This window comes from Lamprobacter sp. (assembly GCF_034860625.1).
In the GTDB taxonomy this organism is placed as follows: domain Bacteria; phylum Pseudomonadota; class Gammaproteobacteria; order Chromatiales; family Chromatiaceae; genus Lamprobacter.
On sequence record NZ_JAYESN010000035.1, the window covers coordinates 21,766 to 45,935 of the forward strand.

23 protein-coding genes and 2 tRNA genes are annotated in these 24,170 nt (G+C 62.3%); 10 read left to right on the forward strand and 15 right to left on the reverse strand.

All coding sequences use genetic code 11. The features are described from left to right. Positions 1 to 73: 73 nt before the first annotated feature. The 4 genes from VBE63_RS11250 to VBE63_RS11265 form a co-directional block, all read right to left on the reverse strand. Positions 74 to 1,189 carry an FAD:protein FMN transferase gene (locus VBE63_RS11250; RefSeq protein WP_323683118.1) on the reverse strand — a complete coding sequence of 372 codons (1,116 nt, stop codon included), beginning with the start codon at positions 1,187 to 1,189 and terminating at the stop codon, positions 74 to 76. Beyond that, positions 1,179 to 2,144 carry a glutathione synthase gene (gene gshB, locus VBE63_RS11255; RefSeq protein WP_323683119.1) on the reverse strand — a complete coding sequence of 322 codons (966 nt, stop codon included), beginning with the start codon at positions 2,142 to 2,144 and terminating at the stop codon, positions 1,179 to 1,181. Before gshB ends, VBE63_RS11250 begins: the two co-directional genes overlap by 11 nt. 238 nt (positions 2,145 to 2,382) lie before the next feature. Beyond that, positions 2,383 to 3,294 (reverse strand): efflux RND transporter periplasmic adaptor subunit, encoded by a 912-nt coding sequence (locus VBE63_RS11260; protein WP_323683120.1) that lies wholly within the window; start codon positions 3,292 to 3,294, stop codon positions 2,383 to 2,385. Positions 3,295 to 3,377: 83 nt separating this feature from the next. Next, complete coding sequence (locus VBE63_RS11265) at positions 3,378 to 4,472, reverse strand: hypothetical protein (RefSeq protein ID WP_323683121.1); 1,095 nt, start codon at positions 4,470 to 4,472, stop codon at positions 3,378 to 3,380. Between the two features lie 205 nt (positions 4,473 to 4,677). On the opposite strand from VBE63_RS11265, the gene polA reads away from it, so the two are divergent. Further along, positions 4,678 to 7,491 (forward strand): DNA polymerase I, encoded by a 2,814-nt coding sequence (polA, locus tag VBE63_RS11270; RefSeq protein ID WP_323683122.1) that lies wholly within the window; start codon positions 4,678 to 4,680, stop codon positions 7,489 to 7,491. A 28-nt stretch (positions 7,492 to 7,519) separates the two neighbouring features. On the opposite strand, the gene VBE63_RS11275 is transcribed toward polA, so the two are convergent. The 7 genes from VBE63_RS11275 to VBE63_RS11305 all read right to left on the reverse strand — a co-directional run bounded on the left by VBE63_RS11275 (position 7,520) and on the right by VBE63_RS11305 (position 12,174). Continuing rightward, entirely contained in the window at positions 7,520 to 8,251 is a 732-nt protein-coding gene (locus VBE63_RS11275) for a 16S rRNA (uracil(1498)-N(3))-methyltransferase (protein ID WP_323683123.1), read from the reverse strand. Positions 8,252 to 8,267: 16 nt separating this feature from the next. Continuing rightward, on the reverse strand, positions 8,268 to 8,663 hold the full coding sequence (locus tag VBE63_RS11280; RefSeq protein ID WP_323683124.1) for a DUF423 domain-containing protein: 396 nt from the start codon (positions 8,661 to 8,663) through the stop codon (positions 8,268 to 8,270). Positions 8,664 to 8,839: 176 nt separating this feature from the next. After that, a complete protein-coding gene (locus VBE63_RS11285) occupies positions 8,840 to 9,193 on the reverse strand; it encodes a TusE/DsrC/DsvC family sulfur relay protein (RefSeq protein WP_323683125.1) in 354 nt (117 codons plus the stop codon). 297 nt (positions 9,194 to 9,490) lie between these two features. Next, complete coding sequence (locus tag VBE63_RS11290) at positions 9,491 to 9,958, reverse strand: DUF302 domain-containing protein (protein WP_323683126.1); 468 nt, start codon at positions 9,956 to 9,958, stop codon at positions 9,491 to 9,493. A gap of 65 nt (positions 9,959 to 10,023) precedes the next feature. After that, positions 10,024 to 10,527: a hypothetical protein gene (locus VBE63_RS11295; RefSeq protein ID WP_323683127.1), complete on the reverse strand. Its 504-nt coding sequence runs from the start codon at positions 10,525 to 10,527 to the stop codon at positions 10,024 to 10,026. Positions 10,528 to 10,743: 216 nt separating this feature from the next. Beyond that, positions 10,744 to 11,667, reverse strand: coding sequence for a hydrogenase nickel incorporation protein HypB (gene hypB, locus VBE63_RS11300; protein WP_323683128.1), 924 nt, complete (start codon positions 11,665 to 11,667; stop codon positions 10,744 to 10,746). A gap of 138 nt (positions 11,668 to 11,805) precedes the next feature. Further along, on the reverse strand, positions 11,806 to 12,174 hold the full coding sequence (locus VBE63_RS11305) for a hydrogenase maturation nickel metallochaperone HypA (protein ID WP_323683129.1): 369 nt from the start codon (positions 12,172 to 12,174) through the stop codon (positions 11,806 to 11,808). A gap of 138 nt (positions 12,175 to 12,312) precedes the next feature. Between VBE63_RS11305 and VBE63_RS11310 the strand changes: the two genes are divergently transcribed. The 3 genes from VBE63_RS11310 to VBE63_RS11320 all read left to right on the forward strand — a co-directional run bounded on the left by VBE63_RS11310 (position 12,313) and on the right by VBE63_RS11320 (position 14,482). Then, positions 12,313 to 12,388, forward strand: a tRNA-Lys gene (locus tag VBE63_RS11310). A 151-nt stretch (positions 12,389 to 12,539) separates the two neighbouring features. Further along, positions 12,540 to 13,448, forward strand: a complete 909-nt coding sequence (locus VBE63_RS11315) for an OmpA/MotB family protein (protein ID WP_323683130.1) — start codon at positions 12,540 to 12,542, stop codon at positions 13,446 to 13,448. Between the two features lie 179 nt (positions 13,449 to 13,627). Then, positions 13,628 to 14,482, forward strand: coding sequence for a motility protein A (locus VBE63_RS11320; protein ID WP_323683131.1), 855 nt, complete (start codon positions 13,628 to 13,630; stop codon positions 14,480 to 14,482). Between the two features lie 111 nt (positions 14,483 to 14,593). Here VBE63_RS11320 and VBE63_RS11325 read toward each other — a convergent pair. Next, a tRNA-Glu gene (locus VBE63_RS11325) sits at positions 14,594 to 14,668 on the reverse strand. A 106-nt stretch (positions 14,669 to 14,774) separates the two neighbouring features. Between VBE63_RS11325 and pcnB the strand changes: the two genes are divergently transcribed. The 5 genes from pcnB (at position 14,775) to panD (ending at position 19,111) form a co-directional block, all read left to right on the forward strand. Then, on the forward strand, positions 14,775 to 16,133 hold the full coding sequence (gene pcnB, locus VBE63_RS11330; RefSeq protein ID WP_323683132.1) for a polynucleotide adenylyltransferase PcnB: 1,359 nt from the start codon (positions 14,775 to 14,777) through the stop codon (positions 16,131 to 16,133). Between the two features lie 4 nt (positions 16,134 to 16,137). Next, positions 16,138 to 16,746, forward strand: coding sequence for a 2-amino-4-hydroxy-6-hydroxymethyldihydropteridine diphosphokinase (gene folK, locus VBE63_RS11335; RefSeq protein WP_323683140.1), 609 nt, complete (start codon positions 16,138 to 16,140; stop codon positions 16,744 to 16,746). A gap of 73 nt (positions 16,747 to 16,819) precedes the next feature. Then, complete coding sequence (gene panB, locus VBE63_RS11340; RefSeq protein ID WP_323683133.1) at positions 16,820 to 17,656, forward strand: 3-methyl-2-oxobutanoate hydroxymethyltransferase; 837 nt, start codon at positions 16,820 to 16,822, stop codon at positions 17,654 to 17,656. A 10-nt stretch (positions 17,657 to 17,666) separates the two neighbouring features. After that, positions 17,667 to 18,590 (forward strand): pantoate--beta-alanine ligase, encoded by a 924-nt coding sequence (gene panC, locus VBE63_RS11345; RefSeq protein WP_323683134.1) that lies wholly within the window; start codon positions 17,667 to 17,669, stop codon positions 18,588 to 18,590. A gap of 140 nt (positions 18,591 to 18,730) precedes the next feature. After that, positions 18,731 to 19,111: an aspartate 1-decarboxylase gene (gene panD / locus VBE63_RS11350; protein ID WP_323683135.1), complete on the forward strand. Its 381-nt coding sequence runs from the start codon at positions 18,731 to 18,733 to the stop codon at positions 19,109 to 19,111. A gap of 103 nt (positions 19,112 to 19,214) precedes the next feature. Here the strand turns inward: panD and glgA are convergent, their stop codons facing one another. Then, a complete protein-coding gene (gene glgA / locus VBE63_RS11355) occupies positions 19,215 to 20,726 on the reverse strand; it encodes a glycogen synthase GlgA (protein WP_323683136.1) in 1,512 nt (503 codons plus the stop codon). A gap of 79 nt (positions 20,727 to 20,805) precedes the next feature. Here glgA and zwf point away from each other — a divergent pair, with 79 nt between their 5' ends. Beyond that, the gene (gene zwf, locus VBE63_RS11360) at positions 20,806 to 22,281 is read left to right on the forward strand and encodes a glucose-6-phosphate dehydrogenase (RefSeq protein WP_323683137.1); all 1,476 of its coding nucleotides are present in this window, start codon (positions 20,806 to 20,808) and stop codon (positions 22,279 to 22,281) included. On the opposite strand, the gene VBE63_RS11365 is transcribed toward zwf, so the two are convergent. Together VBE63_RS11365 and VBE63_RS11370 are read right to left on the reverse strand one after the other, a co-directional pair. Continuing rightward, a complete protein-coding gene (locus VBE63_RS11365; RefSeq protein ID WP_323683138.1) occupies positions 22,251 to 23,078 on the reverse strand; it encodes a biliverdin-producing heme oxygenase in 828 nt (275 codons plus the stop codon). The two genes, zwf and VBE63_RS11365, sit on opposite strands and share 31 nt — an antisense overlap. Positions 23,079 to 23,298: 220 nt before the next feature. Continuing rightward, on the reverse strand, positions 23,299 to 24,170 hold an 872-nt coding region (locus tag VBE63_RS11370), incomplete at its 5' end, for an AMP-binding enzyme (RefSeq protein ID WP_416274538.1).

The following is a 24,170-nucleotide window of genomic DNA, read 5'->3' on the forward strand; positions in this document are numbered from 1 at the left end:
CCGCCTGCTGTCGGCGGCCTGGTTGAGCTGAATGATGCGCGAAGTGCCGCGGCCGCAGCAGTCATGGCTTATCTCAGGGTGTTGATCTCGGTTCGTCCTCCTCCGGGACGCGGATGATCTGCTCCGCCTTGGTGTCGAGCAGTTCGATGAGCCCAGCCATCGCAGGGGTCATCTGGACCCGCCCGAGCCTGTCGATGAGCAGGGCATAGCGAATGCCCATCCGCCCAGCGATGCCTGGCCAGTCTTCGCTGCCGGCGATCATCAACGCGTTTGCCGCGGCCGCCGCGGTGAGCGCATCGCCCTCAAAGAGCACCGTTGCGGAAGCGGCTGCCTCGGCTGGGCGCCCAGTGCGTGGATCGATCACAGAATGATAGAGCTCACCTTGGTAGACGAAGTTTCGGTCTTGGCTGCTTGCGGTGAACAGGCTGACATCACCGCTCACATCGACGATGCCGATGACTCCGGTTCCGCTGGCGCGGGGAACGGGAAGACGCCATGCGCGTCCGGAGCGGCTGCCAATCGCGCGCACATTGCCGCCGATGTTGATCAAGGCGCTGCGCACCGACTGAGCCCGTAGTGCCTGAATGGCGAGGTCCATTGCATAGGCCGTGGAGACCGGGTCGAAGTCAAGCTGGACCGCAGGGTTGCCACTTTTCAGCTCAATGTCCTTGAGGTCAAGATCGTCCATGCTCGGCTGAACAGCGAGCAGAGCGTCGATCGCGGCCTGACTGGGTGGTGGATTCGATTGCGGGTTTGAGCGATCGAGACCCCAAAGCCTAGTGAAACGTCCTAGAGCTGGATTGAAGAGGCCATCGCTGAGGCGAAAGAGTGCTTGGCTTTGAGTCAGCAGCGGCAATAGCGATGGCGGTACTGCAAAGGGCTCACCGCTGGCAAGCCGTTCGTTCATGCGCAGCATCCGTCCCGCATTGTCTGCGTAGAGAGCCTGATCGAAGAAGAGCAGATCGCGTTCGATATCCGCTGCCGCGGCCGCCGCGCGTTCGCGTTGAATGCCAACGATGCTGAGATCAACAGCGGTGCCGAAGGCAGGGAACTGGGTCGTATAGACCGGAACTTCGCTGCTGTTGCAGCCGGTCAGGAGCAGCGTGATCAGCAGTATGGTGGCCCTGGGCTGAAGCCTCCTGAGCGCAAGATTGCCGCGCGCTTTCAGCCTCTGCCAATCAGCGCGCACTGAGCTGCGCCTCGATCGCTGTCATCAGATCCTGAGCGATGTCGGTGCCCGAGGCACGATCGATCTCACGGATACAGGTCGGGCTGGTGATGTTAATCTCGGTGAGCCAGTCGCCGATGATATCGAGCCCGGCGAAGAGTACCCCGCGTGCTTTCAGTTCCGGTGCCACTTGAGCGGCAATCCAGCGCTCGCGCGCGCTGATGGGCCTGACCTCAGCGCGCGCGCCTGCCGCAAGGTTACCGCGCGATTCGCCGGCTGCTGGAATGCGTGCCAGTACATAAGGGACCGGCTCGCCGTCGACGATCAGCAGGCGCTTGTCGCCATCTGCGATCTCGGGCAGGAATCGCTGAGCCATGCAGAAGCGCTCTCCAGCGCCACGGCTGACGCCGATCAGCGCTTCGATGATCACGGAGGTATTGGGGTCGCCACGGCGGACGCGGAAGATTGAGCGCCCGCCCATGCCGTCGAGTGGCTTGAGTACGATCTCCTCATGCTCGGCGAGGAATGCCCGCAGGACATCGGCTCGGCGGCTGATCACCAGCGGTGGGCAGCAGTGTGGGAAATGCGTGGTGAAGACCTTCTCGTTGGCATCGCGCAAGGTCCGCGGTGCGTTCACGACTCGGCAGCCAGCGGCTTCGGCGAGTTCGAGCAGATAGGTGGCGTAGACATATTCCATGTCGAATGGTGGGTCCTTCCGCATCAGCACCGCGTCGAGCTCGGCGAGGGCGAGTGTTTCGGGGGCCTCGAGCTCAAACCATCCATGGGGATCATCCCTCACCCGTAGCTGGCGCGTCTGCGCCCTGACCTCTCCGTCGGCGACGAAAAGATCGGCGATCTCCATATAGTAGATCGGCCAGCCACGCGCTTGCGCTGCAAGCAGCATGGCAAAACTGCTGTCCTTACTGATCTTGATGGACCCGATCGGGTCCATGACGACACCAAGCTTGTACTTCATCCGGCCAGTGTACCCCTTGACGGCTTTCGTTCGCGAGGCCCGGTTGTCTTGGTGCAAAAGAAACCCCGGCGATCGGGGGGAAACGCCGGGGTAACAGTATCCCGGTTATGGGGGAGCCGGGAGACAAGGCCGCCTAGGGAGGGGGAGCCCGCGGCGGCCTAGCGCCTTGTTGCGCTTGCACTTTAAGAGTTTAGCAGTTGTTTATAGTTCCGCTAGGGCAAGATTAGCTAGGGCAAGATTACGGAAGTGTCACCTGGACAAATTCCGAGGGCCTCAGGATCTCGTCCGGCTTGCTGTCGAAGATGACGTCCAGTTCATAGACAGCTCCGTCCGGGTCGATCCGAACCGCCTCGACGCCCAGGCTATAAATGACGCCGGTGCGCGGCTGGCCGCGGACGCTGACCTTGGCCGACTGTCCGGGTCGGTAACGGCGCAGGATGTCGGAGGTGACCAGCACGCGTGCGAGCATCTGGCTGGTCGGGGCGACGGCGATCAAGGGCTGCTGCTGTAAGGTCTTGTAGATCACTGTGCCCTGATAGCCGTTCTGCTCGACGATGATGCCGTCGAATGGGGCGTGCAGCTCGGTGCGCTCGAGCAGTACGTCGGCGGCGGCTTGCTGAGCCTTGGCCGATTCAAGCTCGGCCTCTGCGACGGCCATGAGCAGTTCGGCGTCTTTCAGCTCCTCGCTGGCAATCAGCCCGCGATCGAACAGTTCTTGTGCCCGCTCCAGCGCGCGCTCGGCGTCTTCGCGAGCGATCTGCTGGCGGGCAACCCCGGCCTTGGCCTCAAGGCTCACCGCGCGTGCTTCGCGTTGATCCATCCGTAATAGCAGATCGCCCTCATCGACGTGCTCGCCCGGTGCGACCAGAACCTCGGCGATGACGCCGTTTTCGACCACGCGCATCTCGACCTTGCGCACCCATTCAAGCCGGCCGCTGAGCTGCAGCGCGGCTGACGCATTGCTCGCCAATAGCGACAGAACGAGCGCGCCAAGCGTCAGGTTCAGCGCTGGAGCAAGTCTGTAGCGCCGCTGGGAAGGTCGCGCCGAGCTGCGTTGTCGGCTTTGCGAATGCTCATGCGCCGTCTTCGACGCCGGAGCGGTTCTGGGCCATTGCCAGCCAAAGAGCGCGTCGAGTATGGCTGCGAGCATGACTGCAGCCTGGGTCGGGTGGGTCGAGGAGGAGTTCAGCCTCCGAGGTGCAGCGCTTGCTGGTGAGGCGTCACATGGCTCGATCATGGCGCGAGCCCCTGCAGTGCGTTGAGCTCGGCGTGGGTCAGGGCGCGGCAGAAAACGGTTTCCTGCTCATCGCGCCGCGCCTTGGTTTGTTGGCTCATCGAGAAGCCGAGATCGGCCTTAGCCTCCAGTTCGTAGAGGGTGCGGCTCTCATCGAGCTTGAGATCGCGCCAGTCGGATTCGCTGCGAGCCTGCTCGGCGATCACCTGCAGCAGTTCGAGCCGAGTGAGCAGTTCCAAGGCGCGCTCGCGCAGGGCCATACGCACCAAGGCCTGCTCGGCGTCGCTACGGTCTTGCATCAGGATCTTGATGCCCTGGTTGTTGTTGAGGGCGGCGTTGACGATGGCGTCAAGCGCTGGCGGCTCTGCGGGAGAGGCATCGAACGCTGGCGTCACCAACTGGCGAGGCAGCGAGCTTGGATGACCCAGCGCCGTTGCCAGCAAGGCGCGCGTTAACCTTTGCGCTGCCTCGCTAGCGGCGCGCTGCCCACGGATCAGCTGATACTCGGCTTGCAGCTCGGCGGTGCGCAGAGGCGAAAACTGCCCCAGCTCCTCGCGTGCCTCAGCGCGATCGAATTGGATGAAGGCGACCGCCATGGCCTCGTTGTCACGCGCGAAGCTGAGGTCGGCCAGCAACACGTCGTAGAAGCGTTGCATGATCTCGAGCCGCTGAGCATCGGCGTTGCTCAGCAGGGCGGACCAAGCGACATCGCGCTCGGCGTCGTGATCGCGCGCGCCACGAAAGGCGAGCGAATGACAGCCAAGATAGAGCGGCTGCGCACGCGGTAGCTCAAGTGGCCCTGCTGCAGAACCAGATACAGAACCGGCTGCTGAACCCGCTGCTGAGCCGGCTGCCTTCGCTTCGGACCTCAGCAGTTGGTCGGCTGCGATCACCCGCGGATGTGTTGTCGCGAAGCTGAGGGCCTGTTCGAGGCTGAGCGGGTCGGGCACTTCGGCAAGCGTCTCATCGGCGCTCGCGAGTGCCGGTACGAGTATCGCCAGCAGCATTGCGATGGCCAGTGAGGCTGCAGCGACCTGGCTTGTCAAGAGGGTAAGGCTCAGGGGTAGGGGGTCGCCAACCGATGATGGGCTCATCGCAATTGCTTCCTCATAAGCTGGGGCAGGTCGGTCTTCAGACTTGCCTCTGACCTCTGCGCACTATCGGGTTGGCCAAGTCTAATGGCTGTTCGATCGTTTATGCATCAGCCGCCATCGATTAGACTCCAGTATCAGGCAGCACTCGCTGACATTGAGCGGCTCAAAGCTCAGCTCCGCGCCCAAGAGACCGACTGACCCAACCATGACATCCCCCCAGTACGCGCTCGTCCTCGTCGATGCCTCCGGCTACCTCTTCCGCGCCTATCACGCCCTGCCGAAGCTGACCAACTCGAAAGGCGAGGCCACTGGCGCCCTGATCGGCGTGCTGAATATGCTGCGCAAGCTCATCGATGAGACCGCGCCGACCTACATTGGGGTGGTCTTCGACGCCCCCGGGCCGACCTTCCGCGATGCGATCTATCGCGAGTACAAGGCCCATCGACCGCCGATGCCGGATGAGCTGCGCGAGCAGCTCGGCCCGCTCAAGGCCATCATCCGAGCGATGGGGCTGCCGCTGATCGAGGTTCCCGAGGTCGAAGCCGATGATGTCATCGGCACCCTTGCCAGCCGCGCCGCGGCGGAGGGGCTACGCACCCTGATCTCGACCGGTGATAAGGACATGGCGCAGCTAGTCGATGCCCGCATCAGCCTGATCAACACCATGACCGATAGCCTGCTCGATCCCGATGGCGTGCGCGCCAAGTTCGGAGTGCCGCCGGAGCGGATCATCGATTATCTCAGCTTGATGGGCGATAGCGTCGACAACATCCCGGGTGTGCCGAAATGCGGCCCTAAGACTGCCGCCAAATGGATCGAGCACTATGGCGACCTCGACGGCGTGATTAGCCATGCCGACGCGATCAAGGGCAAGGTCGGCGAGCACCTGCGCGCGGCGCTCGATCAATTACCGCTTGCCCGCCAACTGACGACCATCAAACGCGATGTCGAGCTGGAGCTGGGGCCGACCGATCTCAGCCCCCGTGAGCCCGACCGCGAAACCTTGCGCGCTTGGTACCAGCGCATCGAGTCCAAACGGCTGCTGGCAACCCTCAATGGCGGTGCTAGTTCCACGACCGGTTCCGCAACCGGCTCCACGGCCGGTAGCGCCCCCGACTCCGCAGATGCGGGTGCCGACGGCGCAACGAGCGGTTTGGACGAGGGGTTGCTAGGAGAGGCGACAGGCGATAGAGGTCTGGACAGCGCGGCAAGCGCGTATCAGACCATCCTCACGCAGGCTGAGCTTGAGCCCTGGCTCGAACGCCTGCGCCAAGCCGAACTCTTCGCCTTCGACACCGAGACCAATGCGCTCGACTACATGCGAGCCGATATCGTCGGCGTCTCGGTTGCGGTGAGTCCACATCAGGCCGCCTATATTCCGCTCGCACACGATTATCCCGGTGCTCCGGATCAGCTCGACCGAGATCAGGTCCTGAACGCCCTCAAGCCCCTGCTCGAAGACCCCAAGCGCCCTAAGCTCGGCCAGAACCTCAAATTCGACATGAGCGTCTGTGCCCGCGCTGGAATCCACCTGCAGGGCATCGCGCACGACAGCATGCTGCAGAGCTATGTGCTCGACAGCACCGCCACCCGGCACGATATGGATTCGCTGGCAAAGAAATATCTCGGTCAAGACACCACCAAGTTCGAGGCCATCGCCGGCAAGGGCGCCAAGCAGCTGACCTTCAACCAGATCCCGCTCGAGACCGCGGCGCCCTATGCCGCCGAAGATGCGGACGTGACCCTGCGGCTGCATCAAACCCTCTGGCCACGCATCGAAGCGTTGCCGAGCTTGACCCGGATCTACCGCGAGATCGAAATGCCCTTGGTGCCGGTGCTCTCGCGCATCGAGCGCCTCGGCGTGCGCGTTAATGTCGATGAACTGAACAAGCAGAGCCGCGAGTTGGCCGAACGCGCCGCCGAGCTTGAGGAGCGTGCCTATGCCGAGGCCGGCAGCCGCTTCAACATGGGCTCGCCGAAGCAGATCGGCGCCATCTTCTTCGAACAGCTCAAGCTTCCGGTGGTCGCCAAGACCCCGAAGGGCGCCCCTTCAACCTCTGAGGCCGTGCTCGAGAAGCTAGCGGAGGATGGCTATGAGCTGCCGCGCTTGATCCTTGAGCACCGCGGCGTCACCAAGCTGCGCTCCACCTATACCGACAAGCTGCCGGCGATGGTCAACCCGGATACCGGCCGTGTGCATACCAGCTATCACCAGGCGGTTGCCGCCACCGGTCGGCTCTCCTCCAGCGACCCGAACCTGCAGAACATTCCCATCCGCAGCGAGGCTGGCCGGCGCATCCGCCGCGCCTTTGTGCCAGAACCCGGCTTTCGCATGCTCGCCGCCGACTATTCGCAGATCGAGCTGCGCATCATGGCGCATCTCTCCGGCGACGAGCGCCTGCTCGCGGCCTTCGCCGCCGGTCAGGATATCCATCGCGCCACGGCCGCTGAGATCCTCGGCCTGCAGCCGGGCGAGGTCAGCAGCGAACAGCGCCGCTCGGCGAAGGCGATCAATTTTGGTCTCATCTACGGCATGTCCGCGTTCGGGCTCGCGCGCCAGCTCGGCATCGAACGGCAAGAGGCGCAGGACTATGTCGACGCCTATTTCACGCGTTATCCGGGCGTGCGCGCCTTCATGGACAAGACTCGCGAGCAGGCGCGTCAGGATCGTTATGTCGAGACCCTCTTTGGCCGCAGGCTCTATCTCACCAATATCGGCCACAGCAACCATCAGCTGCGCACTGCTGCCGAGCGCACCGCGATCAACGCGCCGATGCAGGGGACCGCTGCGGATATCATCAAGCGCGCGATGATCAGCGTCGATGCCTGGATTCGCAACGAACAGCCCCCGGTGCGGATGATTATGCAGGTGCACGACGAGTTGGTGTTTGAGGTTGCAGAAGAGGCATCGTCCTCGGCCTCGGCGCAGATCTGCGCGCTGATGCAGAACGCGGCCGAGCTGGCGGTTCCGCTGCTGGTCGAGGCCGGCGTTGGCGACAACTGGGACGAGGCGCACTGAGCGCGAAGAGAGGGTCCAAACCGAGCGGCTAGTCCCTAAAATCCCCCCAGAGTGCCTGGATGGTCGCAATCGCTGCGAGCGGGGCGGTCTCGGTGCGCAGCACCCGAGGGCCGAGCCGCACCGCTGAGAAGCCTTGGGCCTGAGCATACTCACGCTCTGCTGGCTCCAGACCGCCTTCGGGGCCGATGAGCAGCCTGAGGTGTCCCGCTGGAGGTGGCAGCTCGGTGATCGGTCTGACGGCTTCATGATGAAGCAGGATGCCGCCAGACTGCTCTTGCTTGAGCCAGTCGAGTAGCGCGAGCGCAGGCATGAGGGGTGGAAGCCTCCGGCGCCCGCTTTGCTCACAGGCGGCAATGATGACGCCTTGCCAATGCTGGGCGCGTTTAGCGAGACGGTCGCCGCTCAGACGCACCAGGGTGCGGCTTGCGAACAGGGGTTGAATACTGCTGACGCCGAGCTCAACGGCCTTTTGCAAGGCAAGATCCATCCGCTCGCCGCGCGAGACTCCAAGCGCTAGGTGAATCACCAAGGGGGGCGGGGGCTCAGGCGTGCCGACACTGAGAATATGAACACTGACCTGGCCGCGCGTGCTGGCTTCGATCTTGGCGCTGTAATCCTGGCCGTCGCCGTTGAACAGCGTCAAGGGCTCACCGCTGCCGAGTCGCAGGACCTGAGTGGCATGTTTGGCAGGGCGCGATTCCAGCTCGATGCAGGCGCCAACCTTGAGTGGTTGCTGGGTGTAGAGGCGAATGTCACGCATGCTTGGCGATGCTTGCTTAGCCTGGGGACTTGAGCTTGAGGGTCGCGGCAGCGGTGACGCCCCAGCCTGTGACCAAGAGCAGGCCGCCGACTGGGGTGATCGCGCCGAAGGCACTGATCTTGGAGAGCACCAAAACGAATAGGCTGCCGCTGAAGATCAGGGTGCCTATCACGAGTAGCCAGCCGGCGATGCCGAACAGACGCTGCGCGGCGGCCGGTGTGTTGGTTGACCAGCTGAGGGCGGCAACTGCAAGCAATGCCGTTCCCTGCCAACCCAGGTACTGCGTGGCGGTTGACCAGACTTCGGCCCGTTCTGGGGTGATGCGGCCTTCTAGCGCATGGGCACCAAAGGCACCTAAGATCACGGCACCGAGTCCAAACAGGGCGCCGACAGTGGCGAACAGACGGGTCATCAGGGGTGAGCTCCTCTCGTCGTTAGGTCGCGCGCTTCAGGAGGGCGCAGACCTTGGCGGTCAAGAGGCTCAGCATACTTCAGTCTGCCTCGCTTCGGGAGTGAATCGCAGCGGCCCAGCAGGATGTTTAAGACCTTGGTCTCAGGGCACCCTGCTGGGGTGGGGGTTAGCGAGGATCAGCAAGAATGGCAGTAGTGATCAGGAAGACCGGCGATTCGGCAGGCCTGCTTGCAGCCGCCATTCGGGAATAAGCCTTCAAGCTTCTTGCGGGTGCAGGGGGTGTGCTCGGAGACCTTTTCGCCGATGGTGCGAATGATCACCTTTGGCGACGGAGGGATCTCGTGGAAGGCATAGTACTCGCGCAAAAATTCGATGACCGTCCAATGGCACTCGGTGAGGGCGAGGCCCTCTTGTTGCGCCATTGCATAGGCGAGGTCGTTGTCCCAATCCTCGAAGCGAGCGAGAAAGCCCTTTTTGTTGAACTGGACATCGCGTCCGGCGATTGCGCCGACAACATTCATTGCAGTCATTCGATGTGCTCCTCCACCTTAGGGTTGGTGGATATTCGGTTGATCAGGATCGAACTGCCGTTTGCAGGCTGCTGCGGCCCCTTGGTGGGGACTCAGCGCGCCATTGGTGTATCGGCTTATCATTGTATTAGTGAATTGTGGATCAGCATCCTTTGCTGCTGTCAATGAAATATAGACCTATATTCCGGGGTATGTTCCCCGAGAACCAAGATCTGGATCAATTGACTGAGCGATCGTTGCTCAATCCGTTGCTCAATCGCCTCGAGTTTGTGGGCTGTCCTTCGCCGCGAGGCCCAGTTACCAGCTCACTGCATCTCCAGCGATCGCTTCGAACATGGTTGCGACCTCTTTCATGGCTGGACTCTGCTCGGTCTCAGCCACTGGGATCTTGCGGTGCGCGACGTAGGTCGTGTCGGGTGCATCGGGAAGGGTGTAGACGGCGATGATAAAGGGGCAATTCACGATTCGACGTGGATCTTCGCTGATCATCTTGCGCGATAAGACGGCGCTGCAAAACTCTACCGACTCGGCTTGGCCGAACAGCGGGCCACCGAGGTCGAGGTCTGCGCCGGTCCGTTCGAGCATCTCATTCATCTGCATCACATTGTTGATGAACATGCCACGTTGCTCGATGGCGAGCTTGAGCCCATCCATTACGTCGGAAAAACGGCTGTCGCTTTCGTAGACGACGTAGTCTGCAGCCGCTGTTTGCGCGCTTAGGGAGAGTAGTAGCAGGCTCAACATCACTGCCTGGAATGCTTTCATCTGGGCGACTCCTGATCTATCAGCCTGCGGTAGCAGGCACCGCGGTGTGGGCTCTGTCGGTTAGGCTAGTACTGGTCCATCGGCCGAAAGGCCGGTGCTGATGGCCAGCCCTCGTCAGGGTTCTGTCCCCTGGGCGGCTGCGGTCGGCTTGGGGGTGCGTTGCGCGATTCGAGCTGCTCAATGCGCTGCTTCAGCGCTTCGATCTCGCGATCTTTAGCGCTGTCGCTGGGGTTGGACGTCGCATCCTTCGGCTGAGTCGGCGCTGGGGCCGAGTAGGTCGGTGCTCCATAGGGGGGAGCAGCATAGGGTGCTCCAGGAACGCCATAACCGGGTGTGCCGTAAGGGGCATAACCATAGCCGCCGTAAGGGGCGTACCCAGGCGCAGCATAGGCGCCTGGGCCATAGGGGCCCCATGGCCCTTCGTAATAGTCGTCGTTACTGTTGCCGCTGAACCAGCGGCCCGGGTTGAACATGTCGCCGAAGCCAACCGCTTGGACATTTGCTGTGGTGATGACTAGGAGTGCGGCTAGCGTGATGGCCTTGCGAACAGGGTTTGCTGCAGTTGACAAATCGAGATCCTCCGTCCGAGTCACTGAACTAGGTATTTTACGAGGGGGTCTTTCGTCTTGGGGTCGATTGACGGTCTTTAACAGCCAGGCGCGGCCAGCGAAGTCGCGCCGAGCTCGCCAAGAATACTAGCGCGACGCTTGAGGTCTGTCTGGGCCAATGGGTAGTGTCGAACAGCGGCCGGTTGGCTTGAGTGGATTCCTGCCTGAGCGCATGCGTTAGGCGCTGATCTGGGTGTGCCGTTCTGGGGCTTCTGCTGGAAACTGGTGGTGGTGACCATGACCATGACTATGACCATGCGCGGCCGCTCGATCAGTAGCCTGCGCCTGTGTATGCAAACGCGCCCCATCGGGCTGGACGCTTGGGCGGGCCGTCTTGCCAGCGGCGCGGCGTCGGCCTTGGGCTGCCAGCTCCGAGCGCAGCCAGTCGAGCCAGGGTGCGAGCCGCTTCTGCTCACCCCGAATCGCGACTTGCTCGAAGGGAACGCTGCTGGCTAGGTGGCGCAGATAACCTTCGGCCCGCGCCGGATCGAAATCGTCGAGCACAGGGAGCAGATCTGCCTTGCTGAGCAGTACGAGATCCGCGGCGCGAAACATCACTGGATACTTGGCCGGCTTATCGTCGCCCTCTGGGACCGAGAGCAGCGTGACATTGCGATGCTGGCCGAGATCGAAGCTGGCAGGGCAGACGAGATTGCCGACATTCTCAATGAAGAGTAGGTCGATGTCAGCGAGGTCGAGCCGATGCAAGGCATCGTGAACCATGTGCGCATCCAAGTGGCAGGCGCTGCCTGTTGCGATCTGGATCGCCGGCACACCTTTGGCGCGAATGCGCTCGGCGTCATTTTCGGTCTCGAGATCGCCTTCGATCACCGCGATGCGTAGTTCGTCCTGGAGCGCATCGATGGTGGCCTCAAGCAGACTGGTCTTGCCCGCTCCGGGTGATGACATCAGATTCAGCGCGAGGACGCCGTGGCTATCGAAATGCTCGCGGTTGTGCAAGGCTTGGTGGTCGTTCTCATCGAGTAGGCTGGTCAGCACCTCGACCGCGGCCCTACCATCGACAGTCTTGCTATGTTTGCCCTCGCCGCGGACGAGATGCTCATTACCAGGCGTGATGTTGCAGCCACAGGTCTCGCACATGATGGTCTCCAAGGATTTGGAATGGTTGCGTTGGGCAAGCCCAGCGCGAAAGGCTTGACTATAGCAGCGTTGTCCGCCGCTGGCGCAAGACGCCTCGCTGCGCAAGAGGTGCTCGGCTAGAGGCCCGCTAGATGCCTGTTAGAGGCGATCAGTCGCGTCTTCAGGGATGCTCATTTCGAGGCTGGCAAGCAACATCTCATCGCCACTGGTCAGGCGGGTGTGATAACTACCGCAACTCGCACAGAGCAGTCGGTTGGTTGTTGCGGCGCTCTCCTCGCCACAGTCGACACAATGAACCCGCACCGGAGCCGGCTCGATATCCAGTTGTGCGTGCTCGGCAATGGTGCCGGCAGCAGCCAGTGGATAGGCATTGATGAGCAGGGGCGCCTCGACGCCGGACAGTGGGCCGACGCGCAGCAGGATGCGCTCGACACGTTCGGCACCATGCTCCTGGGCGATACGCTGGACCTGGTCGAGTAACGACAGGCAGATTGAAAGCTCGTGCATCCTGGGTCTCCCGCAGCTGTTAGCCTGCTTGATCGGTCGATCTTAGGGGTGGACGCCACGGATGGCGCTGAATTATCATAAGCGGCTTGGTCGGGTCGCGGGTTGCATGTTCTGTCTCTCTTGACCCTATGCCGATAGGGGCCGTTAGCTCAGCTGGTAGAGCAGGGGACTCTTAATCCCTTGGTCGTAGGTTCGAATCCTACACGGCCCACCATCTTTTTCTGGCTCTCGATAACTGGCTCGTGAGCATGCATGCTAACGCAGTCTAACCCCTCAGAACGACCGGCCCAACCTGCATTTCGCTCGCGTGCAGACGGGTGTCGGCGGTAGGATCTTTCGATCCGCTTACAGAGCCGTTCGTTGATATGGCCGATAGGCTTAACCAACCCCCGATACTCGGCGGTCAGTCAGAGGCTGCTGCTGCTGCTGCAAAGTCTGTTGAGTCGGCTGAGCTGCCAACGGCGACTCCAGAGCTGATACCGACTGGCCCGCAAGCCTGGTCCAGGAATGACCGCCTCGCGCTCGCTCAGGCTGACCCCTTTGGTGGCAGTCAGTGGGCGGTGCCTTGGTCTGATCTCATGATGGTGATGTTCGTCCTGTTCGCGGTTCTGGTGGCGTTGCAGATGCGCGAAAACCGCGAAATGGTCGAATCCGCTGACCATCAAGAGCCCTTCCCGGTGTCGGTACCAACCCCGACGCCCGACCCAACACCCACGCGAATCCCTAGCTTCGAGCCGCTGATGCGGGTGAATGTCTTTCAACGAAGCCAAGACGCCGTGCGTGATGCGCGCATCGACAACGTCGAGATCCTGTTGATGAGCGATCAGTCTGTGAAGGTCAGTGTGCAGGGGCCCATGTTCTTCGAACTCGGCGAGGCAGCACTGATGCCCGAGGTGCGTGAGTTCCTCGACCGTTTGGCCCGTGTCATCGGGCAGACCAAGTTTGCGGTCCAGGTGATTGGGCACACCGACGATCATCCTGTCGATACCGAGGCCTTTCCGAGCAATTGGGAGCTGTCCGCAGCTCGTGCGGCTCGCGTCGCCCGTTATCTGATCGAGAGCGCTGGCATCGACCCGCGGCGGTTTACGGTGATGGGGCGTGCTGAATATGAGCCGGCGGTCGCCAACAGGGATGACGCCAGCCGGGCGCTCAATCGGCGCGTCGAGATTATTATCACTCGCGACGAGGTCGAGCCGGCGGAAGTGCCTGAGGCTGAAGGCCCGGTGAGCGGCAACCTAGAGCCCGAAGTCGATGCTGATGCTGATGCCGAGTGAAGGGCTTGGTGGCGAGCCCCAGTGTCCGGTCTACAGTGTCAGACTGCGTGTTCACTACAGGCCCTACCACAGTGCCTGACAGCGGAAAGCCTTAACAACGCGACCCTGGCGCTATCGGCCGCAAAGCCCCTTTAGGGGAAACGCCGCGGCGCTGCGATGTCCAGCACGGAGACGAGCCGATGACCCGAGTCAATTATCTAGCTGCCATCGTCTTTGGCGGGCTCTTTGTCGCGAGCTTTCTGCTGAGCAGCGACGTCGCGCTGTTTGTCAATCTAGTCGCGCTGACGATCGTCATTTCAGGCACCCTGGGTGCAACCTTTCTCAGCTATCCCGCCAGCGACATTCTTGCGGCCTTCTATGTTGCCCGCAACAGCTACACGCAAAGGCCGCCTACCGAGCACGAGATCATCGATTCCCTGCTGGACGTGGCGGTGCGCTCGCGGCACAGCGGCCTTCTGGCATTGGAAGTCATCGAAGAACAGATGACCATCAGCTTTCTGCGCTCTGCCCTTGGCATGCTCGTCGACGGTTACAAGCCGGCTGAGGTGCGCGACATCCTCAGCACCGAGATGCACTACTTCCGCCAGCGCCGGGTCCAACAGGAGAAACTGTTTCGGCACATGGCTCGCTTGGCGCCGGCCTTTGGTGTTGCCGGCTCGGTGGTTGGCCTGATTGGTATGGTGGCCGGTATTGGCGACCCCGATGTCATCGTCAGCACCATACCTGTCGCGTTAACCTCAACCCTTTACGGCATCGTGATCGGCAATTTCCTGCTCACGCCGATCGCTGAAAACATCAGTGCCAAGACCGAGAAAGAGCTGATGCTGCAGATGCTGATCGCCGATGGTGTCATGGCCATCTTGCAGGAGCACAACACCATCAAGCTGGCAAAAAAGCTGGAGTCCTTCCTCACGCCTGCTGGCCGCACGGAGCCTGCGCGCAGCCTGCTTGAGATCCGTGATCGCTATCGTGCGCTGCGCGGTGAACCGACGATCCTCGATGAGTCGCAGCCAATGCCAGTCGATTTGAGGTGACCGGCAGCAGCGCCCTCGTGCGGGCAGGATAGATTCTGCGAAGCCGCCTGTGCGAGCAGAAGGGAAAGCGCAAGAGGAGCAAAGCGGCTTAGGGCGACGTTGCCCAAGAGATGGCGCTCCCTAGGGGATTCGAACCCCTGTTACCGGCGTGAGAGGCCGACGTCCTAACCACTAGACGAAGGGAGCGGAAGCGCGTAGCAGAATCGCGTATTATACGCAGGTCGCCGTCGCGCTCAAGTGTTTCAGCGTTATCGGTTCAATTGTCTTCAAATCTTAAGGAAGCCTGGTTCGCTTGCTCTCCGCTAACCTCCCCGAGCCTCTCATCATTCCGCGCCCGGAGCATCCGATCTCCCGCGCCAACATCAGCCCGAACGCGCTCAAGGTGCTTAATCGGCTGAAGCAGGCCGGGTTTCAGGCGTACCTGGTCGGCGGAGGTGTGCGCGACCTGCTGCTTGGCCATGAGCCGAAAGACTTCGACATCGCGACCAACGCGACGCCGGAGGAGGTTCGCGGTGTGTTCCGAAACTGTCGCCTGATCGGACGGCGGTTCCGGCTCGCCCATGTCTTCTTTGGCGGTGAGATCGTCGAAGTCGCGACCTTCCGCGGCAGTAACGCCGACGGCGATAGCGACGCGCAGGTGACCGAGCAAGGCATGATCCTGCGCGACAATGTCTATGGCAGCATCGGCGAGGATGCGCTCCGTCGCGACTTCACGGTCAACGCCCTCTATTACAATATTGCCGACTTCTCACTGGTCGACTATGCCGGCGGTCTTGCTGACATTGAGCAGGGCCGGCTGCGGCTGATCGGCGATGATCCGGTGGCGCGCTACCGCGAAGACCCGGTCCGGATGCTGCGTGCGGTGCGCTTTGCCTGCAAGCTGGGCTTTATCATCGATCCGGACTGCGCAGCACCGATCCGCGGGCTTGCCGAACTGCTCGGTGAGATCTCCCCGGCGCGCCTGTTCGAAGAGACCTTGAAGCTGTTCCATAACGGTTATGCACTCCATGCCTTCGAAAAACTGCGCCACTACGACCTCTTCGCGCAGCTCTTTCCAGAGACCGATGCTTGCCTCGCCCGCGAGGATCACGCGTTTCCGATCACCTTCGTGAGCCGCGGGCTGGATAATACCGACCGGCGTATCCTCGACGGCAAACCGGTGGCGCCGGCGTTCTTGTTCGCGGTCCTGCTGTGGGAGCCGGTTCGTCTTCGCTATCAAGCACTGCTTGACGACGGCATGCCGTCGGCCGATGCGATGGCACTGGCCTCGCACGAGGTCGCCTCGGCGCAACAGCGCTGGGTCGCCATCCAAAAGCGTTTCGCACTGCCCATGCGCGAGATCTGGGCGCTGCAGCCGCGACTGGAGCGTCGTCAGGGTAAGCGGCCGATGATGCTCTTGAGTCATCCCCGATTCCGGGCGGCCTATGACTTCCTGCTGTTGCGCGCCGAGGCGGGCGAAACCGATCCTGAGATCGCCCAATGGTGGACCCGCTTTCAGGCTGTGGATACCGCTGAGCGGGCGAAGATGCTCGGGAGCACGGTGCAGCGTAAGCGGAAGCGACGCCGGCGCAAGCCGAAATCAGACCCGTCCACAGCGGGAGCGGCAGCGGTTGGGGCGACGACTGGAGCCTTAGAGAAGGACGATGATTGAAGCGATGATTGAATCTTGCCGGAACACAGCAGTGCCGTCCGTGTCGGCCTATATTGGTCTGGGTGCTAATCTTGGCCATCCGCGCCGCCAGGTCGAGCAGGCTCTGTTGCAGTTGCAGTCCCTGCCGCAATCCGACGTCGTCGCGGTGTCGTCGCTGTATCGGACGGTGCCCGTTGGTCCGGTCGATCAGCCTGATTTCATCAATGCTGTGGCGCGGCTCGACACGCGACTCAAGCCGCTTGCGCTGTTGGCAGCACTGCAGCAGATTGAGCGTCAGCATGGGCGCATCCGCAACGGCCAGCGTTGGGGGCCGCGCACCTTGGATCTCGATATTCTCCTTATGGGTGAGCAGGTGCTGCGGCTGCCACAGCTTTGCGTTCCGCATCCGCAGATGCACTGCCGGGCATTCGTGTTGGGGCCGCTGGCCGAGATTGCCCCGCCCGGGCTTGAGATCCCCGGTCAGGGCCGCGTCGATCAGCAGCTTGCTGCCCTGGCTGGCGAGGTCGCCAGCATGGTTCGGCTGAGTGTCGATGCCACCAACGGCTCAGTCTCTCCGGTTGATGATGGCGTGGCGGCCTTGATGGATCGGCACGTTTGCGCTTGTCAGGGTTGAGGCCGCGCAGCTGGGTGCTGTGCTCGGCATCAGCCCTTTTCTGCTTCTGCCCGTTTTGGAGCCTCTGAGTTTGATGTCAGCAAGAACCATCACCACGGCCAGCCTACTCGCGTTCAAGCAGCGCACTGAGCCCATCGCCTGCCTAACCTGTTACGACGCCGCCTTTGCCCAGGTGCTTGAGCGGGCCGGGGTCGAGGTGCTGTTAGTGGGAGACTCCCTCGGCATGGTGGTGCAGGGGCAGCCGACCACCCTGTCGGTGACCTTGGAGCAGATGGTCTACCACAGCCGTTGCGTCACCCGAACGGCCGAGCGCAGCCTGGTGATTGCCGACATGCCGTTTATGAGCTACGCAACGCCAGAGCGGGCGGTGGAGGCTGCGGCGCGGCTGATGGGCGAGGGCGGCGCGGCGATGGTCAAGCTCGAAGGTGGTGCGCCGCTGGTGGATACCGTTGCGCGTCTGACCGCATTCGGCGCCCCGGTCTGTGCGCATTTGGGTCTGTTACCGCAATCGGTTCACCAGCTTGGCGGCTACCGTGTTCAGGGTCGCGAGGCGGCTGATGCCGAGCGTATCGAGGCCGATGCGCTGAGGCTGCAGGATGCGGGGGCCTCGCTGCTGGTGCTGGAGTGCGTGCCCCGCGCGCTCGCCGAAGCGCTGAGCAAGCGGCTGAGGATTCCGGTGATCGGGATCGGCTCTGGAAACGCCTGCGATGGTCAGGTGCTTGTTTTGCATGATGTGCTTGGGCTCACACCTGGAAAGGCTCCGCGCTTCAGTAAGAATTTCCTCGCTGCGGAGTCCGCTCCTGCAACAGGCGAAACAGTCTCCGCATGTTGCATTGAAGCCGCCATTAAGGGCTATGTCGCAGCGGTGAAATCCGGCGCCTTTCCAGCCCCCGAGCACAGCCTAGCCTGAGGTCACAGCCATGCAACATCTCAACCAACTGCAAGCGCTGCGGCGCCAGCGCGCGGAGTGGCGTCAGGCAGGGCTGAGGGTCGCGCTGGTGCCGACCATGGGCAATCTTCATGCCGGCCATCTGTCGCTGATTCGCAGGGCCGCAGCCTCGGCCGATCGGATCATCGCGACGGTCTTTGTGAACCCGCTGCAGTTTGGCGCTGGCGAGGATTTTGCCGCCTATCCGCGCAGCCTAGAGCGTGACTCCGACATGCTGCGTGATGCGGGCTGTGATCTGCTGTTTGCGCCCTCTGAGGCTGAGGTTTATCCGCGCGGGCGTGATCGGCAGACCTATATCGAGGTGCCTGGGCTCTCGGATCAACTGTGCGGCGCCAGTCGGCCAGGGCATTTTCGCGGCGTCGCGACCCTGGTTGCCAAGCTCTTCAATCTGGTGCAGCCGGAGGTGGCGATCTTCGGCGAGAAGGATTTCCAACAGCTGCTCGTGATCCGCCGCATGGTCGAGGATCTCAATCTACCGATCGAGGTGGTTGGGGTGCCAATCGTGCGCGAGTCTGACGGGCTGGCCATGAGCTCGCGCAACAGCTATCTCAGCGCTGCTGAGCGTGCGATTGCGCCACGGTTACAAGCAAGCCTGATCACCGCTGCAGCGCGTTTGCGCTCGGGCGCCAACGTCGCAGAGGTTGAGCTTGATGCCAAGGCCGCCTTGGCCGCGGCGGGGTTTGAGCCGGATTATGTCAGCGTCCGGCGTCGCGCGGACTTGGCTGAGCCTGAGCCTGAGCCTGAGCACGAGACCCGGCTGGGCTTGGGCAGCGCGGAAGATCGGGCCTTGATCATCCTTGCCGCTGCGCAGCTCGGCCGGGCGCGACTGATTGATAATCTGGTCTGCGATCTCGATGCACCACTTGCCGAACCCGCCCGAAATCTGAGACCCTAAACACTTGCTGCGCTGCAGCATATGCGAGACCGATCAAGATGGATCGCCCTGCGCAGGTGCTTGTCAGGCTCAGCCAACTCCGCTATTACCCAGAGGGCGGCAGCCTAATTGATCGCAGCTGCCCCAGAAGAGGACGACCGATGCAACTGACGCTGCTCAAGTGCAAGCTTCATCGTGTCTGCGTGACGCAGGCCGAGCTTGATTACGAAGGCTCCTGCGCCATCGATGAGAGCCTGATGCGTCAGGCCGGCATCCGTGAATACGAGCAGCTGCATATCTACAATGTGGCCAATGGTGAGCGCTTCAGTACCTATGCGATCCGCGCCGAGGCTGGATCGCGTGTGATCTCAGTGAACGGCGCTGCGGCGCACAAGGCCAGCCCAGGCGATCGGTTGATCATCTGCTGCTATGTGGGGATGAGCGAGCAAGAGGCAGTGGGCTTTGAGCCCACACTGGTGTACTGCGACGAACACAATCATGTGATTCGCGTCGGTCATCAGATACCGGCACAGGCAGCATGAGCTAAGGCGCTGTTAGCTGCAGCGCTGGCTCCTGAGCTTGGCGAGCATCGCCAGGTCGCTAACTAGATCAACGCAGTTCTGCGGGTCACGCAGGTCTGCGCAATCAGGCGGAAAGTGCCGTCCCCTGCTGTGCCCGCGACGCGAGTGCTTCCTCGTAGAAAGCTTGGTAGGACTTGGCGCTGGCCTCCCAGCTCAGGTCCCTTGTCATGCCGTTCTGCATCAAACGGCGCCAGGTTGCGGGCTCTTCGCGATGGAGCCTGAGCGCTCGCTCGATGGCGCTCCAGAGCGCTTCGGCATCTGCGGAATCGAACAGAAACCCCGTGGCCTCATCGTTGGCGAGGCTGTCCGGCGTGGCGTCGACCACGGTGTCGGCGAGTCCGCCGGTGCGCCGCACCACGGGCACTGTGCCATAGCGCAGGCTGTACATCTGATTCAGCCCGCAGGGCTCGAAGCGAGAAGGCATCAGGAACAGATCGCTGCCGGCCTCGATCAAATGCGCCCGTGCCTCGTCATAGCCAATCCGCACACTCAGGTGCTGTGGGTGCTGAGCGGCCTGATCGAGCAGCCGCTGCTCCAAGACGCGATCGCCTTCGCCTTGCACGACTAGTTGAATGTGGCCCTGTTCGATGAGGCGAGGAAGCAGCTCTAAGATCATATCGACGCCTTTCTGTTCGACCAAGCGGCCGATATGGCCCAACACCAGGCTCTGCTCATCGTGCGGCAGGTCAAATTGGTGTTGTAGCGCGAGCTTATTGGCGGCCTTCAGCTCAAGGCTGTCGAGATCGTAATTTTGGACTAGGCTCCTATCCCGCAGCGGGTTCCAGGTCCGATAATCGATCCCATTCAGGATGCCGCGGAAGCGGCTTCCCAGCTGTCGCAGCAAGCCATCAAGGCCGCAGCCGAAGTGCGCGGTGCGGACCTCATCGGCGTAGGTTGGGCTGACGGTGTTGATGCGATCGGAAAAGACGATGCCGCCCTTCAGAAACGACATACGCTGGTGGAACTCGACCCCACCGATCGACCAGAGCGCTGGGGGCAGCCCCAGCCGATCGAAGGTCGCGCGATCGAAGATCCCCTGGTAGGCCAGGTTGTGGACCGTAAACACGGTCGCCGGACGCTCCTCATAGCGGTTCAGGAAGACCGGCGCGAGGCCTGTTTGCCAGTCGTTGCAGTGCAGCACATCTGGCCGCCAATCCAGTGTTGGCAGACCGAGCGCAACCCGGGCCAACACCCGAGCAAACAGCAGAAACCGTTCGGGATTGTCGCCCCAGTCGCCGCCGCTGACATCGGTATAAGGATTACCTTCGCGGCAGAAATAGGCCGGCGCCTCGACTAAGAAAACCGGAAGATCGCGGTCTGGCAAGAAGCCACCGAGCAGTGAGACTGGCCCCTGAGTGCCTTTGAGCCCCAGATCGCTGATCACCCGCAGCTCGCGCACCAAGCGCTTGGCTTGAGGATAGGCCGGTATGATGAGCCGAGCGTCATGGCCGAGCTCGCGCAGCGCTGCCGGCAGGCTGGCAGCGACATCGGCGAGGCCACCGGTCTTGATCAAGGGGTGCGCTTCGCTGCTGGCGAACAGGACGGCTTGGCCACCGGGAGCGACAGAAAGAGGCATGGGCGGGTCCAACGCTTGTGTTGTGGATGAAACTCTCCAACTGAAACTAGCACAAAACTCTTGACTCTAGGAGAACCTAATGCGGGACGATTGCACACTGGTGATCTTTGGCTCGACCGGGAATTTAGCGCAGATCAAGCTGCTGCCCGCGCTTTATCACCTCGAAGTTGCCGGCCATCTGTCCCCGTCGATGCGGGTGGTGGGCTTTGGTCGGCGCGATTGGTCCGACGCGCATTGGCGCGATGAGGTGCGCGACTGGGTCAAGCAGTCGGCGCGTGGCACGCTCGATGAATCCGCGCTGCAGCGCCTTCAAGAGCGCCTCTACTTCGTTGCAGGGGATCTCACCGATGCGGGGGGCTTCGAGCGGCTGGCACAGCGCCTGCGCGGCGATGAAGGCTTTCCGCGCAACCTGATCTTCTATCTCGCCATCGCGCCAGGGCAATACGGCAACACGGTTGATGGTCTGGCCGCGCAGGGGCTCAACCAGCAAGGCGGCGGTTGGGCGCGCCTAGTGGTCGAGAAGCCCTTTGGCTACGACCTGGAGAGCGCCGAGATCCTCGACCAACAATTGCGCCGGCATTTCGATGAGGATCAGATCTACCGTATCGATCATTACCTGGGCAAGAGTACGGTGCAGAATGTGCTGGTGTTCCGCTTCGCCAATCTGCTGCTCGAGCCCCTTTGGAATCGCAACTACATCGACCACGTTCAGATCACCCATGCCGAGGCGCGCGGTATTGGTTCTCGGGCCGGCTTTTACGATGGGGTCGGAGCGCTGCGTGACATGATCCAGAGTCATCTGCTGCAGCTGTTGACGCTGGTGGCGATGGAGCCACCGCCAAGCCTGGATGCCGAGGCGCTGCGCGATGAGAAGGTCAAGGTGCTGCGCTCGATCCGCCCGATTAGTCGCCAGGCGGTGCATGCGCAGGCGTTCCGCGCCCAGTACCGGAGTGGCGAGGTTGATGGCGAAAAGGTCGCCGGTTATCTCGACGAGCCGGGGATCGATCCGCAGAGCGCGACCGAGACCTATGCCGCGCTCAAGCTGTATATCGACAACTGGCGCTGGCGCAACGTGCCCTTCTACCTGCGCACCGGCAAGCGCATGGGCGAGACCAATTCGCTGGTCAGCATCCGCTTCCGGCATCCGCCGCAGCAGCTGTTCAAGGACACACCCATCGATCAGCTGAAGCCGAACTGGCTGATGATCAACATCCAGCCGAATGAGTGCATCCGCCTGGAATTGCAGGTAAAGCAGGCCGGGCTCGAGATGCGTACCGTCACCGAGCATCTTGACGCCAATACCTGCCATCTCGGCAGTGAGCAGATCGATGCCTACGAGGCCTTGTTACTGGATGCGATCGAGGGCGATCACTCACTGTTCCTGCGTTACGACGAGGTCAACTACGCCTGGCGCATCGTCGACCCGGTACTCAAGCTCTGGGCCACCGAGCGCGACTTCATCCACACCTATCCGGCCGGCTCCTGGGGACCGGCCGAGGCCACTCGGCTGTTTGATAAGGAGGATCAGGATTGGCGGAATGATCTGGATGGTTGATGAGTCGGCGATGGATCGAAGGTGTCGAGGAAGCATTGGTACGCGTGCACGGCGCCTGCAGAGATGGCGGCCACCTCCTCGGCGTCCTTGGCTGGACGCGCGAGCAAGTGGGCCAATGCGGTCCAATCGGCGCTTGCGGCGTCGAGCAGTGTCCAGTAGGCAACGGCCTGCTCGGCGTGCAACCGCGGCAATTGCACAGTGACCTGGGCCGAGATCATCTTTCCGCCTTGGGTCGCGCCCTCGAGCACATAGCGGATGCCAAGGTAATGCGCCTGAGCTTGCGCAGCTGAACCGGCGCCGGTGAGCGCGGATGCCGTCGGCGATTGCCGGGATTGCTGCGATTGCGCTGGCTGATAGGGATACGGCAGATGCGACTGATGCCCCGACTGATTGGCAGCCATGGGTGATCGCTCGGCGTTGGCAGCCGCATCGCCGCCTGTCTCCGGCTCGGGTTGGATAGATGATGGCTCGCTGATTTGAGAGGGCGTGCTCGTTGGGGCGGTCTTGCTCGCGAGCCGGCTGAGGTCAGATAACAGCGCCGGAACCCGTGAGCGATAGACTGGCAGCAGGTTCGGACAGATGCCGGGGTGGTCTTCGACTAGCTGCTGCAGCTGGTGCTCTACCCTGCGGTGCGCATCCAACAGGCCCTGCAGCGCAGTCACATATTGCGCCAGCGTCAACTCTGGTCGGATGAGTTGGCGTAATCCTGGTGTGCTGTCGAGTCTGCTGTGCCAAGCCGTGGTGTTGGCCTTGAGCAGCTGATGGAGGCTGGTGTCTTGGGTCTTGGTCAAGTTCAATCCGGGGTCCTGCCGCGGTCCTATTGTTGATGGCGAGCACGCTGGGCTTGTCGTCGGCGCGGCGCCTGCCCGCGTGCTCGGGCGGCAGACGCTTTTTGGCTGGGCTTGGACGATGGGCTCACTCTGATTGGCTCGTGTGGCGGGCTGCCTCTGACTGGGCTGGCAGGCTCACTCAGGCTTGGTCACGACGGGCTGACTTGGCTCGGCTTGGGCAAGCGGCTTAGCCAGGCTCTGAAGGGTCCTCAGCGGGCCAATCGATCAGCTTGCCCGCGGCTGAGCGTGGTAACTGCTTGCCGATGCGGATAGCCCGTGGCCGCTCCAGTGCGGTGACACGGCTAGCGAGCCAGGCATCCAGCCGCTGTGCAAGTGCCTCAGGTTCGGCGCAGTCGCTGACTGGCGCCACGAAGGCCTTGAGTCGACCACCTTGCTCGGCGCTGGCCTGGCGGACAGTCGCCTCGGCCACCTCTGGATGCGTGCAGAGCAACCGCTCGATGCGCTGCGGAAAGACATTGACCCCGCCGATCTGCACCGCGCCATCGCGGCGTCCGAGGACGAAGAAACGCTCATGGTCCAGCCAATCCAGATGATCTTGTAGCTCGATCTGCGTCAGGACGCGGCATGCAGCCGCAGCCGCCGCCGTTTCCGAATCAGCATCCGAAGCCGAAGCCGAAGCCGAAGCCGAAGCCGTCGCGGTATCCGCAGTCTGTTCGACGCGATTCGACTGATCCCAGGTCAGCGCGTCAACAGGCTGCAGACGATCTATCGTCTTGCTGACGCGCGTCCAATGGGGCAGCAACCTGAACGGGGCATCCGCGGCCTCGCGCACGCCGATGCCGGCGTGCTCGGAGCTGCCATAGATCTCGATCACCCGCGCGCAGCCGGCGCCGAGCAGCTGCTGCCACAGGCTTGGCGGGCAGGGGGCGGTGGAGGTCAACGCGATGACATCGTCCGCAACGGCGCAGTCGCCGCGAGTCGCCAACCCGAAGAACGCCGGATGACCGACGATGAGATCGCCCGGTTGCGCCTGAGCGAGGGCGCTACTCGGCAGCCCGGCGCGCAGGTCGAGCACCGGAACCCCGAGCAGGGCAGGGA